Annotated in this window: 13 protein-coding genes; 8 read left to right on the top strand and 5 right to left on the bottom strand. The window is 64.0% G+C overall.

Annotated elements, in window-relative coordinates; all coding sequences use genetic code 11:
• Positions 1-39: 39 nt before the first annotated feature.
• Entirely contained in the window at positions 40-405 is a 366-nt protein-coding gene (locus tag ACVWWQ_RS02020; RefSeq protein WP_099652116.1) for a SpoIIAA family protein, read from the top strand.
• Here the strand turns inward: ACVWWQ_RS02020 and ACVWWQ_RS02015 are convergent.
• The 4 genes from ACVWWQ_RS02015 to ACVWWQ_RS02000 form a co-directional block, all read right to left on the bottom strand.
• Positions 392-2896, bottom strand: coding sequence for a PEP/pyruvate-binding domain-containing protein (locus tag ACVWWQ_RS02015; RefSeq protein WP_133950343.1), 2505 nt, complete (start codon positions 2894-2896; stop codon positions 392-394). The genes ACVWWQ_RS02020 and ACVWWQ_RS02015 overlap by 14 nt on opposite strands.
• Positions 2893-3756 carry a phosphatase PAP2 family protein gene (locus ACVWWQ_RS02010; protein WP_166669745.1) on the bottom strand — a complete coding sequence of 288 codons (864 nt, stop codon included), beginning with the start codon at positions 3754-3756 and terminating at the stop codon, positions 2893-2895. Before ACVWWQ_RS02010 ends, ACVWWQ_RS02015 begins: the two co-directional genes overlap by 4 nt.
• Positions 3753-4787, bottom strand: coding sequence for a 1-acyl-sn-glycerol-3-phosphate acyltransferase (locus tag ACVWWQ_RS02005; RefSeq protein ID WP_457383283.1), 1035 nt, complete (start codon positions 4785-4787; stop codon positions 3753-3755). Before ACVWWQ_RS02005 ends, ACVWWQ_RS02010 begins: the two co-directional genes overlap by 4 nt.
• A 281-nt stretch (positions 4788-5068) precedes the next feature.
• Positions 5069-5236: a hypothetical protein gene (locus tag ACVWWQ_RS02000; protein ID WP_166669747.1), complete on the bottom strand. Its 168-nt coding sequence runs from the start codon at positions 5234-5236 to the stop codon at positions 5069-5071.
• On the opposite strand from ACVWWQ_RS02000, the gene asnB reads away from it, so the two are divergent.
• Positions 5235-6902, top strand: a complete 1668-nt coding sequence (gene asnB, locus ACVWWQ_RS01995; protein WP_133950349.1) for an asparagine synthase B — start codon at positions 5235-5237, stop codon at positions 6900-6902. The genes ACVWWQ_RS02000 and asnB overlap by 2 nt on opposite strands.
• Before the next feature lie 61 nt (positions 6903-6963).
• Here asnB and ACVWWQ_RS01990 read toward each other — a convergent pair whose 3' ends face one another.
• On the bottom strand, positions 6964-8193 hold the full coding sequence (locus ACVWWQ_RS01990) for an aspartyl protease family protein (protein ID WP_457383282.1): 1230 nt from the start codon (positions 8191-8193) through the stop codon (positions 6964-6966).
• Positions 8194-8365: 172 nt separating this feature from the next.
• Between ACVWWQ_RS01990 and prfB the strand changes: the two genes are divergently transcribed.
• The 6 genes from prfB to ACVWWQ_RS01960 all read left to right on the top strand — a co-directional run bounded on the left by prfB (position 8366) and on the right by ACVWWQ_RS01960 (position 12573).
• Positions 8366-9491, top strand: a protein-coding gene (prfB, locus tag ACVWWQ_RS01985; protein WP_133950351.1) for a peptide chain release factor 2 whose coding sequence is annotated in 2 segments (ribosomal slippage) — positions 8366-8440 and positions 8442-9491 — 1125 coding nt in all. Because the reading frame shifts where the segments join, the coding sequence is not laid out codon by codon here.
• A gap of 52 nt (positions 9492-9543) precedes the next feature.
• The gene (locus ACVWWQ_RS01980; RefSeq protein WP_133950353.1) at positions 9544-9870 is read left to right on the top strand and encodes a hypothetical protein; all 327 of its coding nucleotides are present in this window, start codon (positions 9544-9546) and stop codon (positions 9868-9870) included.
• Positions 9871-9969: 99 nt separating this feature from the next.
• A complete protein-coding gene (gene lysS, locus ACVWWQ_RS01975; RefSeq protein WP_133950355.1) occupies positions 9970-11487 on the top strand; it encodes a lysine--tRNA ligase in 1518 nt (505 codons plus the stop codon).
• 2 nt (positions 11488-11489) lie between these two features.
• Entirely contained in the window at positions 11490-11978 is a 489-nt protein-coding gene (locus ACVWWQ_RS01970) for a PaaI family thioesterase (protein WP_457383281.1), read from the top strand.
• 38 nt (positions 11979-12016) lie between these two features.
• A complete protein-coding gene (locus ACVWWQ_RS01965; RefSeq protein ID WP_099652126.1) occupies positions 12017-12319 on the top strand; it encodes a YciI family protein in 303 nt (100 codons plus the stop codon).
• An 8-nt stretch (positions 12320-12327) separates the two neighbouring features.
• A complete protein-coding gene (locus ACVWWQ_RS01960) occupies positions 12328-12573 on the top strand; it encodes a BolA family protein (RefSeq protein WP_199107222.1) in 246 nt (81 codons plus the stop codon).
• The last annotated feature ends 110 nt before the right edge of the window (positions 12574-12683 follow it).

Genomic DNA, 12683 nt, shown 5'->3' with positions numbered 1-12683 from the left:
TCCATGCTGTCGACGACGCCAACCCAAGGGAGTATCGCCGTGATTGCACAGATCGAAGGATTGCCTGCCGGCACACTGGGCTTTCGTGCCCATGGTCAGGTCACCACGGAAGACTACGAAAACATCATCGTGCCGGATGTCGAGGCTGGCTTTGCGCTCAATCGCAAGCTGCGCCTGCTGTACGTCACTGCCGAGGATTTCACCGGCTTCGATGCCGGTGCGATGTGGAACGACGCCAAGATGGGTGCCCGTCATTTCAGTGGCTGGGACCGGATCGCGCTGGTCACCGACGTGCCTTGGCTGCGCGGCACCGCGACCGCCTTCAGCTTCGCGATACCTGCCGAGTTCGGCCTGTTCGAGGGCGCCAACCTCGACGAGGCGATCCGCTGGATTACTGCGGACTGAGGATCTCCACGGTGCCGTGACGACCATCGATGCGCACGCGCTGACCGTTTTCCAGCAAACGCATCACATGGCGCACACTCATCACGGCCGGCAGGCCCAGTTCGCGCGCGGTCACCGCGCCGTGCGACAACGGGCCACCGCTTTCGGTGATCACCCCCCGTGCTTGATAGAACAGTGGTGTCCACGCCGGGTTGGTGGTGCGCGCGACCAGGATGGCGTCCTTGGGAAAATCGGGGAAATCGGCGGGGGTGTGGACCACGAATACCTTGCCCTCGACCACGCCGGGGCTGCCACCCAAGCCCTTGAGAACGCCGGCGCCATCCACGCTGACCGGTTCGGCTTCACCGAAAATCCAGTCCGGCGTACGCTCGCAGGCGGCCAGATAGCCGGCCTTGTGCTGCGCTGCTGCCGGCGTAATCGGCGCCAGATCGTCACCGTGCAGCGCGGCATCGAGAATGGCCAGCGGCACGAAATAGACGTCCATCGGATCGCTCAACACGCCGCGCTGGACCAGCTGTTCGCCGATCGCTTTCAGGCCGCGCCGGAACGGCAGGTGCAGGCGCGTGGTCTGGTAGTGCTCCAGATCGTCCAGCGCGGTGTAGGTGCGGGCCAGCCGGATCACCTCGTGCACCAGATAGCGCAGCTCTTCCGGCGTGTGGTTCAGCACGGTGTGTTCCATCGCCGACTGGGCGGCCTTCTGCTGCAGCTCCAGCGATGCCCGATCCTCATCATCGCGATCGACCAGCATCTTCAGCTGATCCAGCACGATGTGTGGCGCTTCCACCCATGTCGGATGGTAGGCGTCGAAGTCCAGTTCTCGATGCCCGTGACGGGCCAGGAAACGCGCGAACTCGGTATGGAACGCCGGGTGCTGGGGCAGCACGTCCAGCAGGTCGACGCTGGCCATGCTGCGCAGCCGTGCGTGAAGTGGGGCGTCCATGCGCAGCAGGCGCGACAGCGACCACAGTTCGGCATTCACCTGGCCGGTCTTGGTGTCGGTCATGGCGAGCAACTGATCGAAAACCTGTTGTGCCTGTTCGGCCGGCAAGGCCAGTTGCAGCATCTGCTGCAAACCGACATACAACGTGCGCTGGGTCAGCGAGATCGCGATATTGGGCAGGAAATAGCTGGCGCCCAGCGCATTGATGCGCAACACGTAGTCCCACAGTTCATTCAGCGGGCGACCTTCCAGCGGCTCGCGCATCAGCGCGCCGATGCCGATCAGATAGGTGTCGAGGTCGCGCATCCAGCGCACCGGCAGCTCCTGCACCCAGCCGAATTGAGCGGCAAGCTGCGGTAGTGCGGCGCGGATGCTGTCCACGTCTTTCAGCATTTTTGCAGGGGTGCGGCCGCCGTACAGCTGCACCGCGTTCTGGTTGCCGTAGATGTAGTAATCGCGCATCGCGAACCACTTGTCGCCGAACGGCGGCAGGCCCATCAGCTTGAAGCTGTGGTTGAGCGATGCGTGGAAGCCGGCTTCGCACAAATCCCAGGTCAGTGGCGTCACCGGGTTGGGAAAGCGTTCGGCCGATTCATCGCGGGTCCACCGTGCCGGAATGCGGGTTACCGCGCGTGATTGCAGCAGGTAGAGCGCACCGTCCTGCCATCCCCACTCGATATCCTGCGGAAAGCCGAAGTGTTGCTCGGCGTCCAACGCCAGCTGCGCCACGGCGCGACGCTGTTCGACATTCAACGCGGAGGCGCTGGCTTGCTCCGCAGTCAACGCGACGTGTCGGGTGCCGCTTGCCGCGTCGGTGACCAGCGCCCGTGGCTTCTCCGCGACCACCGCCTCGACTTCCACCAGGTCGCTGCGCTGCAGTCGATATTCATCCACTGGTTCCTCGCCACCGACGACGGTTTCGCCCAGTCCGAAGGCGGCGTTGATCAATACGTGGTCCAGCGACCCGCGCACCGGGTCGATCGAAAAGGCCACGCCGGCGGCTTCGTGTTCGCCGACCTCGACCATTTTCTGCACCACCACCGCCATCGCCGCATCCAGATGGTCCAATCCCATCCGCTCGCGGTAAGGCAATACGTGGGCGTTCCATAGCGAGGCATAACAGCGGCGGATCGCCTCGACCACGCCATCGGCACCACGAATGCCGAGCAAGGTATCGTGCTGGCCGGCAAACGCCGCACCCGGCAAATCTTCCAGCGTGCCGGAGGACCTGACGGCCACCGGCGTATCCGCCAGATGAAGTTCGCGCATCCGGCTGTCCAGCTCAGCGCGCAGCGATGTTGGCAGCGACTGGGCCAGCAACAATGACTGGATCTGTTCGCTGCGTGCGGCATGGTCGAGCGCAGGGTCATCCAGCACGCGGCGGATGCGGTCGTGCAGCGGCGAGACGAACTGGCGATAGACCTCGCTGCCGACCACGATGCCCGGTGGTACCGGCAGGTGCTGCGCGGCACGCGCCAGATTGGCGCCCTTGCCACCGCTGACGGCGTGCTCGGCGGCTTGCGGGTCGGTGAAGGCAAACAGCTGGCTCATGCGAAGCGGTCCTTGCGATAGTGTTGAATGAAGGTGAGTACGCCCGCGGCCAGTGCGATGCCGCACAGCACGTCGATACCGTAGTGATAGCGCAGGTACAGGGTGGCAGGCACCAGCGTGAGGATGATCGGCGTCAGCAGCCAGGTCGCCCGGCGATAGCCGCCGAGCGCGAAGAAGCCCAGAACGTAGACGCCAATGCCGCTGTGCAGGCTGGGAAAGACGTCCATGCCGGTAATGCCCGCCTGCACGGCCCGGGTCAGCAAGGCGGTTGTCGGCCCGCCGTGCACCGGGTAGGGGAACACCGCGGGAAACGCCATGTACGGGCCGCCAGCCGGGACCAGCAGGTAGCCGGCGAAGCCGCACAGGTACATCAGCGCCAGGCCGAGGAAGAACGATCTTGCTTCGCTGCTGCGGCGACGCAAGCTGAAGCCGATCGCCGGCACGAGTATCACCAAATAGAACAGGAGATAGCCGCTGCTGAGCAGCTCGGAGAGCCACGGCCTCTCCCAGCCCAGCAGATGTTCCGGCAGGCTCCGGCCGCCCCACAGCTGGCGGTCCAGCGCCAGCAATGTGGCGTCGGCTGTGTGCCGGATGAAGACCTCGCGTATCGCCTTGAACAGCGGAAAAATCAGCCAGCACGCGACGAACTGCAATCTGCCCTTCCAGTTTGCCCAGCGGCTTTCCGGTGCGGCACGCGTGGCGAGCAGCAACAGCAGCCACGCTGCCGCCCCGAGAATGCTGGCCGCATGCAGATTCGCGTCCGCCAGCTGCCATGCGCCCAGACTGCCCCAGCCGAGAATCAACAGCAGCTCGGCGGCAAACGCGTAACCGATCCAACGTGAAACACGCACCATGTTCATGCCCGACTCCGATGCATCACGCGCGGCCAGCGCCACCACCCGAACACAGCCAATGGCCACAGCGGCAACAGCAGCGTTGGCCACCATGCGGTAGCCAGCAGCAGGCATGGCAGCCAGATCAGAGCCGCGACGCCGCCGCCCGTGATGCGGAACAGGCTGACGGTGTTGCGCGCGTCTGCCTTGCCACCGGCAACGCGGCCAGCCAGCAGGACCGGCGCGGCCAGCAGCAGGAAGGCAGCCACCGCCAACCCGTCCCATGGCCGTCGGCGCGGCGGCTGTGGCGATGGCAACGGTGGTTGCGGGTGTTGTTGAGCGTCAACGAAAGCCAGTGCATACGACCGACCTGTGGCGGCACTGGCCGCTGCCGCGGCCTCGGCGAGGGCGAACGTCGCGGCATCCGGACACTTCACCGACACGGCGTCCAGAGCGTCCGCCATGGTCTGGTGCAAGCGTCGTTCCCAGTCGCGCGAGGTTTCGCCAGCAAGGCGCGGTGGCAGATCCACCGGTTCGCCCACAAGTATCTCCACGGCGGAGCGGAACTGGTCCGGTGCCTGATAGTGCAAGCCCAGCGGGACTACTTCGACGGACACCTCTTCGCTGAGCAGGGTTTGCACGATACGCGCCGCGCCGCGTTGATAGGGCAGTGGTTGAAACCCCCACTCGCTGCTGCCCTCGGGAAAGATCACCAGGTCACCACCGGCGCGCAAATGCGCGCAGCCGGCGTCGACGGGGCGGGCAAACGTGGCCCGCTGAACGCCATGGCGTTCCCGATCCTTGTCGCGCACCACCGCGATGCCGTCGAACATCCAGCGCAGTAGCGGATGCTGAAGCAACTGGATGGAAATCAGTCCCTGTACGCCGGGAAACGCCTTGAGCACCATGTAGCCGTCGATGGCGCCATTGCGGTGACTGCTGATGATCAGCCGCCCGCCACGCGCGGGAACAGGTTGATGATGCGCGCCGACGATCCGCACCTCGGCAAAATAGAAGCTGCGCAAGAGCGCGGCCAGCAAGCGAACCCGCCATCGCATCGGGCGGCCGCTGCAGGGAGTCAAGGGGCCGGCGTGAGCGCGGGCGGACGACCGTGTTTCGTCATGGCTCATCGAGCCAATGTAGCGGCAGATCCTTCGGCGTTCCACCACAAACAGGCGCTTGCAATGCGTCTGGAAATCTGATCAAGTTGGGTCATGATTTCTTCGGCCGCCCGCTTCACGAACCTCACTGCGCTTTCCGCGCGGGGTTTCATGCTGGTCGGCAACAACAATAATCGCGCGAACAATAACGCCAACCGTTGGCGGGCTCTCGCGTAGTTTCAAGTCTCCACGAATGACGCGAAGAAGGCCCGCCCCGTGCGGGCCTTCTTCGTTTTTGGGTCTTTGGTTTGTGCGCGGTTCCATTCGCGCAGAGCAAAACCGGCCAGCCAGGGCCGACTTTCAAGAAGAGCGCCATCCACAACCCGCGACCAAGGAAATTTCATCATGTGTTCGATTTTCGGAATGTTCGACCTGCAGCCCGGCGACGACCTTGCGGGCTTGCGCCGGCAGGCGCTGGAATTGTCGCAGCGCCAGCGCCATCGCGGGCCGGACTGGAGCGGTGTGTTCGTGGATGCCGGGGTGATCCTGGTGCACGAGCGGCTGGCGATCGTCGATCCGGCCAGCGGTGCGCAGCCGCTGCACTCGCGCGACGGGGCGCTGGCGCTGGCGGTGAACGGCGAGATCTACAACCATCGCGAGCTGCGGGCCGCCAGCGACTACGACTTCACCACCGGCTCGGACTGTGAGGTGATCAACGCGCTGTATCGCGAGCACGGCGCGGATTTTCTCGGCCAGCTCAACGGCATCTTTGCGTTCGCGCTGTGGGACGGTGCCGCACAGCGTTATCTGATCGCCCGCGACCCGATCGGTGTATGCCCGTTGTACTGGGGCCACGACGCGCAGGGTCGGCTTTGCGTGGCTTCGGAAATGAAAGCGCTGGTTGGTGTTTGCGCCGACGTGGCTTCGTTTCCTCCGGGCCACGTCTACGACAGCGCCAGCGGCGAACTGCAGCTCTATTACAGCAAGCCGTGGCGTGATTACGAGGCCACTCGCGGCCAGGACGTTCCACCACTGGTCCTGCGCAAGGCGTTCGAGCAGGCCGTGCATCGCCAGCTGATGACTGACGTGCCCTATGGCGTGCTGTTGTCGGGTGGGCTGGATTCCTCACTGGTTGCCGCCTGCGCCGCACAGTTTGCGCGCGAACGGGTTGAGGATGACGATCGCAGCGAAGCCTGGTGGCCGCGCCTGCATTCGTTCGCGATCGGACTGGACGGCTCACCCGACCTGGCTGCCGCCGAGGTCGCCGCTGAGGCGCTGGGTACCGTGCACCACGGTTTCGTCTACACGTTCTGGGAAGGCCTGGACGCGTTGCCCGAAGTCATCCGCCACATCGAAACCTACGACGTCACCACCATCCGCGCCGCTACCCCGATGTACCTGCTGGCGCGGCGAATCAAGGCGATGGGCGTGAAGATGGTGCTGTCCGGCGAGGGATCGGACGAGATCTTCGGCGGTTACTTGTACTTTCACAAGGCGCCTTCGGCCCAGGCGTTTCACGAAGAGACGGTGCGCAAGCTCGATGCGCTGCACAGCTACGACTGCCTGCGCGCGAACAAGGCGATGATGGCCTGGGGCGTGGAGGCGCGGGTGCCGTTCCTCGATCTGGAGTTCATCGACGTGGCGATGGGGCTGGATGCCGCACGCAAGATGGCGGGGCAGGGACGGATCGAAAAGGCGGTGCTGCGCGAGGCGTTCGACGGTGCCTTGCCGGATGAAATCCTGTGGCGGCAGAAGGAACAGTTCAGCGATGGCGTGGGCTACGGCTGGATCGACGGACTGAAGTCCCACGCCGAGCAGGCGATCAGCGATCGCGAGTTCGCTGCCGCAACGGCGCGCTACCCGTTCAACACGCCGGCCACCAAGGAGGCGTATTTCTATCGCCGCATCTTCGAGCAGCATTTCCCCGGCGAGGCCTGTGCGGCGACGGTGCCCGGCGGCAAGTCGATCGCCTGCTCGTCACCGGCGGCACTGGCCTGGGATCCGGCCTTCGCCAACGCCGCTGATCCGTCCGGGCGTGCGGTGAAGGGGGTGCACCAGCAGGCGCTGGCCTGAGCATGCGGCGCGGCCCCGGTATCGATGCGATCCGGATGCATCCAGCCCGGCCTGACTCGGTTCAGTGCAGGTCGTGGTGGAGCAGCAGGCAGGTATGTCGCGTCCGGAAGTCGAATTGGAAATTCATGTAGCGCAAGGCCGTGCTGCCGAGGATGTAGTGCCACGGCAAGCTGGCATCCTTGAAAACATCGAAGGTGACGGTGAATGCCTGTCCCGCGATGTCGACATCGGCGGTAGCCTGACTGATCCGGGTGGCATGGGGGTGCGAACCGAGGTCGCGGAGCTTGACGCGCCGTGCCGGGCTGCTGTGGAGCTCGTCGAGGGCGTGCTGGTCGGCGGCCAGGTAATAGTTGGTGCCGCTGTCCAGCAGCGTGGTACGCAACTGGCCGTCAATCGACAAGGCGGTGACTACGCGCAGTCCGCTGCCCCATAGGTTGCTGGCGACCAGCATCGGTTCCTTGCAGGTGTCGTTGCCAGCGCCATTGTCGCCGACAATCAGGGCGCTTTCACTGAGGCGAAACGCTCCAAGGCGCCGCAGGATGTCCATTCCGATGAGTCTGCGGCGCCCTGGAGTGACGGTCACCGGGACGTTCAGCAGGGTCAGTTCTCCGATGCTGAGTTTGGCCAAGGTTCCGTACCGGACTGGAATGTCGTGCGAGAGAAAGCTTCTGGTCCTGCCGGTCCGGTCGAGCATGACGACGCCCAGGTCGCGCGCCGCGTTTTCGTCCAGCGTGAGAGCCGAGCCGCCGGTGTCAATCAGCAGCCATGTCTTCCTGCCCTGGCTTTCGGCCTCAACACTTGGCATGTGGCCCTGTCCAAGGCTGCGATGCACCGGAATGCTGAAACCGTGCGACGGCATGACCACCTGCAACTCCGGATCCGCCGCATGGACGGCGAGGTAGCTTTGCACCTGATCCAGTTGAGCCTTGGGCAGCTTGCCGGTGAAGCGGCGCACCATATCGCGTTCGTCAGCGTTGGCCCGGCGTTCTCCCTGAGACAGGCGCAGATTGCCGTTCGCCACTTTTGCGCAGAAGAAGGCCACCTCGGGCTTGCTGTCGATCAAGCTGCGTTCGCACAGGCGCGCGTCGTCGCTGGATTTGTCGAGGTTGAAGTGAATGCGCTCCAGCGCCATCGCGGCAAGCACCCGGTGGACCGGATCGACGGAGGTCTGGAACATGTGCGCCAGCGTGGGCACGTCGGCCTGGGTCAGCGCGTTTTCCACCGTCAGCATGGCTGCAGCGTCTGAAGCCACCAGTGAAGGAGGGCGCCCCGGGGCGGCCTGCTGGGCCATCAACGGCGAGCCGAGTCCTGCCAGGCTGAAAGCAAAGCCGGCCCATGGCTTCCATGTCTTCATGACGCATCTTCCTTCACGTGACGGGTGCTTTCGGAGTATGAATGCATCCATGCGTGCGGTAGCGGATGCTCTGCTAATATTGAGGGCTGTTTTCCTGTGATTTGCAACCATGATCGAGACCAATCCCATCCAGGCCCAGATTGCCGACCTTCGCGAGCGCGTCGAGTCGCTTCGGGGGTATCTTTGACTACGCTACAAAAAGCGAACGTCTGGAAGAAGTGACCCGCGAACTGGAGAGTCCCACCATCTGGGACGATCCGGCACGCGCCCAGGAGCTGGGCCGCGAACGGGCTCGACTCGACACCATTGTCAACGGCATCGACCGCATGACCGCCAGCCTCACCGATGCCGGTGAACTGCTGGAGATGGCTATCGCCGACGAGGACGATGACACTGCGCAATCGGTGATCGATGATCTGGCCAAGGTGGATGCCGAGGTCAACAAGCTCGAATTCCAGCGCATGTTCTCCGGCAAGATGGATGCGATGAACGCGTTCGTCGACGTGCAGGCCGGTGCCGGCGGCACCGAGGCGCAGGACTGGGCCGAGATGTTGCTGCGCATGTACCTGCGCTGGTGCGAGAACCGCGGCTGGAAGACCGAGTTGATGGAGGTTTCCGGCGGCGACGTGGCCGGCATCAAGTCCGCCACGTTCCGCGTCGAGGGTGATTACGCCTACGGCTGGCTGAAGACCGAGATCGGCGTGCATCGGCTGGTGCGCAAGTCGCCGTTCGATTCGGACAATCGCCGCCACACCAGCTTCACCTCCGTATTCGTGTCGCCGGAAGTCGATGACGACATCGAGATCGACATCAACCCGGCCGACCTGCGCACGGATGTCTATCGTTCGTCCGGTGCCGGTGGCCAGCACGTCAACAAGACCGAGTCGGCGGTGCGTATCACGCACATCCCGACCAACACCGTGGTTGCTTGCCAGACCGGCCGCAGCCAGCATGCCAACCGCGCCACGGCAATGAAAATGCTGGCGGCCAAGTTGTACGAGCTGGAAGTGCAGAAGCGCAATACCGAAAAGGATGCGCTGGAAGCGACCAAGTCCGACATCGGCTGGGGCAGCCAGATTCGCAATTACGTGCTGGACCAGAGCCGCATCAAGGATCTGCGCACCGGCATCGAGCGCACTGACACACAGAAGGTGCTTGATGGCGACATCGATGAATTCATCGAGGCCAGCCTGAAATCCGGCCTGGAGGCCGGCTCCAAACGCATCGACGCGTGAGTGTCGAGCGGTTGAAGTCGAGTCCGTGCGTTTTCTGAGTGGAGACCATGCCATGAACAGCAACAAGACCTGCAGCGTGCTGCTTGTCTGCGCGACATTCGCAGCGCTCAGTTTCACTGTCCATGCGGCACAAGGCGGTGTCGGTCAGGACATCAAGCAGGATGCGAAAGCGACCGGGCATGGCATCGCCAATGGTGCCCGCGAGGTCGGACACGCCACCCGACATGTCGCCACGAAAGTGGGGCACGGCGCGAAGGATGCCGGCGTGGGCATCGGTCACGGTGCGAAAAAGGCGGGTGTGGCCATGGGTCACGGCGCGCGCGATGGGTGGCATGCCACGACGCACGCGGTCAAGAAGGTATTCAACAAGAGCGATTGACGCATGATGCACGCTGTCGCGCGTCAGCTGACAACCCGTCCATAGACCCTATCAGGCGTCTGCCGATCGAGGCCGGCGTCCGGAGCAGCAGAGTTTCCCATGAGCGAATCGACCGACACCCCGATCATCGACGAAAACCGGCTGATTGCCGAGCGTCGCGAGAAGTTGAATGCGCTGCGCGGGCAGGGCATCGCGTTTCCGAACGACTTCAAGGTCGACAGCTTCGCCGGCGACCTGCAGACCGAGTTCGCCGACAAGGACGTGCACACGGCCGAAGCGGTCGAAGCCGCCGCACGTCGGGTGAAGATGGCCGGTCGCATCGTGCTCAAGCGCGTGCAGGGCAAGGTCAGCTTCGTGCAACTGCAGGATTTCAGCGGACGCATCCAGCTGTTCATCCATCAGGGCACGCTGGGCGAGGTCTACGAGGCCTTCAAGGGTTGGGACATGGGCGACATCGTGGGCGCCGAAGGCGTGCTGATGCGCACCAAGATGGGTGAGCTTTCGGTACGCGTGGACCAGCTGCGCCTGCTGACCAAGAGCCTGCGTCCGCTGCCGGACAAGCATCACGGCATGGCCGATGTCGAACAGCGTTACCGCCAGCGCTACGTCGATCTGATCGTCACCGAGGAAGCACGGCGCACCTTCATGCTGCGCTCGCGGATCATCGGCTACATGCGCCAGTGGCTGGAGGCGCCGTCGCGCCGCTTCATGGAAGTGGAGACGCCGATGATGCACATGATCCCCGGCGGTGCCACGGCCAAGCCGTTCACCACGCACCACAACGCGCTGGATCTGGAGCTGTACCTGCGCGTGGCACCGGAGCTGTACCTGAAGCGTCTCGTGGTTGGCGGTTTCGATCGCGTCTACGAGATCAACCGCAACTTCCGCAACGAAGGCGTGTCGACCCGGCACAACCCCGAGTTCACCATGCTGGAGTTGTATCAGGCGTACGCGACGTATCACGAGATCATGGACCTTACCGAGGCGGTGATCCGCGACACGGCGACCAACGTGCTCGGCACCACCCGGATCGAATGGGACGGTGCCGCGATCGATGTCGGCCCGGCCTTCCGCCGCTGGCGCATGGAAGACGCCGTGCTGGAACACAACCCCGAGATCAAGCGCGAGGATCTGCGCGACCGCGAGGCGATGGCCGCGCACGCGAAGCGCGTCGGTGCGCAGGTCAAGCCGGGTTACGGGTGGGGCAAGCTGTTGCTGGAAATCTTCGAACACACCGTCGAACACACCTTGATCCAGCCCACTTTCATCACCGACCATCCGGTCGAGGTGTCGCCATTGGCGCGTGAAAGTGACACCGACAAGGGAATCACCGACCGCTTCGAGCTGTTCGTCAACGGCAAGGAACTGGCCAATGGTTTCTCCGAATTGAATGATCCGGAAGACCAGGCCGCGCGCTTCCAGGCCCAGGTCGATGCGAAGGATGCCGGCGACGACGAGGCGATGCATTTTGATGCGGACTACATCCGCGCGCTGGAAGTCGGCCTGCCGCCCACTGGTGGCCTCGGCATCGGTATCGACCGCCTGGTGATGCTGTTGACCGGCTCGTCCTCGATCCGCGATGTGTTGTTGTTTCCGTACATGCGGCCGGAGGCTTGAGCATGACCGCGCCCGCGCTGCAGGATCTGGCTGCACCCGACGGCATCTGCTACGGCTGCGGCAGCGCCCATCCGCACGGCCTGCACATCAAGAGCCATTGGCATGAGGATGGTGTGCATGTGGTTTCAACCCACCAGCCCGATGCCGACTTTCATGGCTGGCCTGGCCTGGTGTACGGCGGCCTGATCGCGATGCTGGTCGATTGCCATTCCAATTGGACCGCGATGGCCTACCACTACCGGGCAGAAGGTCGGGCCCCGGACAGCATGCCGCGCATCGACTGCGTCACCGGCAGCCTGGGCGTCAAGTTCCTCAAGCCCACGCCGATGGGCGTGCCGCTGACGCTGAAGGCGCGTGTCGACGGCGAGGTCGGGCGCAAGACCCGCGTGCTGTGCGAGGTTCATGCCGGCGACGTGCTCACTGCAGTGGGTGACTCGGTCTTCGTGCGGGTCGATACGGCAAAGTTGGCCGAGTCCGCGCACGGCGCGTGAGCTAAACTCGCTGATTCCCCTGTTCTGGAGCCTGCCCCATGTGGTTTGCCATCATTGCCACGGACGTCGCCGATTCGCTGGAGAAGCGCAAGGGCGCCCGGCCTGCCCATATCGCGCGACTGCAGGCCCTGCTGGAAGCTGGCAGGTTGTTCGTGGCCGGCGCCTTTCCGGCGATCGAATCCGAAGATCCGGGTCCGGCCGGCTTTACCGGCAGCATGATCCTGGCCGAATTTCCCTCGCTGGCCGAGGCGCGGAGCTGGGCTGATGCGGATCCGTATGTGGCCGCCGGCGTCTACGCCGAGGTGCAGATCAAACCGTTCCGCAAGGCCTTGCCGGCGTGAGCGAGGCGATGCTCGAGCAGATTCGCCAGCGCCTGACCCAGGCACTGGCGCCGAGCGCGCTGGAAGTGATCGACGAAGGTCATCTGCACGCCGGTCACGCCGGTGAAGGCAAGGGTCACTTCCATGTGCGCATCGCCAGCGCGGCGTTTGCCGGGCAGTTGCCGATCCGGCGCCATCGGATGGTCTATGCCGCGCTGGAAGGCTTGATGGACAACGGCATTCATGCCCTTTCGATCAACGCCACAGAAAAGTAAGTGTGCACAAATAGTTACATGGAACTTTTCATCTCATGCTTCACACAACAATGCATTGCAGCGCTGTCCCGCGTTTGGCACAGTGCCTTGTCGCCCGGCTGTACGGGCCT

It is taken from the genome of Rhodanobacter sp. TND4EL1, from assembly GCF_054061035.1.
This window is presented reverse-complemented; position numbering and strand designations above follow the sequence as displayed.

Bases quoted from the DNA above. Each gene is read 5' to 3' on its own strand.
- ACVWWQ_RS02015 (WP_133950343.1), bottom strand. From the start codon at position 2,896: ATGAGCCAGCTGTTTGCCTTCACCGACCCGCAAGCCGCCGAGCACGCC.
- ACVWWQ_RS02010 (WP_166669745.1), bottom strand. From the start codon at position 3,756: ATGAACATGGTGCGTGTTTCACGTTGGATCGGTTACGCGTTTGCCGCC.
- ACVWWQ_RS02005 (WP_457383283.1), bottom strand. From the start codon at position 4,787: ATGCGATGGCGGGTTCGCTTGCTGGCCGCGCTCTTGCGCAGCTTCTAT.
- asnB (WP_133950349.1), top strand. From the start codon at position 5,235: ATGTGTTCGATTTTCGGAATGTTCGACCTGCAGCCCGGCGACGACCTT.
- ACVWWQ_RS02000 (WP_166669747.1), bottom strand. From the start codon at position 5,236: ATGATGAAATTTCCTTGGTCGCGGGTTGTGGATGGCGCTCTTCTTGAA.
- ACVWWQ_RS01990 (WP_457383282.1), bottom strand. From the start codon at position 8,193: ATGGCCCAGCAGGCCGCCCCGGGGCGCCCTCCTTCACTGGTGGCTTCA.
- ACVWWQ_RS01980 (WP_133950353.1), top strand. From the start codon at position 9,544: ATGAACAGCAACAAGACCTGCAGCGTGCTGCTTGTCTGCGCGACATTC.
- lysS (WP_133950355.1), top strand. From the start codon at position 9,970: ATGAGCGAATCGACCGACACCCCGATCATCGACGAAAACCGGCTGATT.
- ACVWWQ_RS01970 (WP_457383281.1), top strand. From the start codon at position 11,490: ATGACCGCGCCCGCGCTGCAGGATCTGGCTGCACCCGACGGCATCTGC.
- ACVWWQ_RS01965 (WP_099652126.1), top strand. From the start codon at position 12,017: ATGTGGTTTGCCATCATTGCCACGGACGTCGCCGATTCGCTGGAGAAG.
- ACVWWQ_RS01960 (WP_199107222.1), top strand. From the start codon at position 12,328: ATGCTCGAGCAGATTCGCCAGCGCCTGACCCAGGCACTGGCGCCGAGC.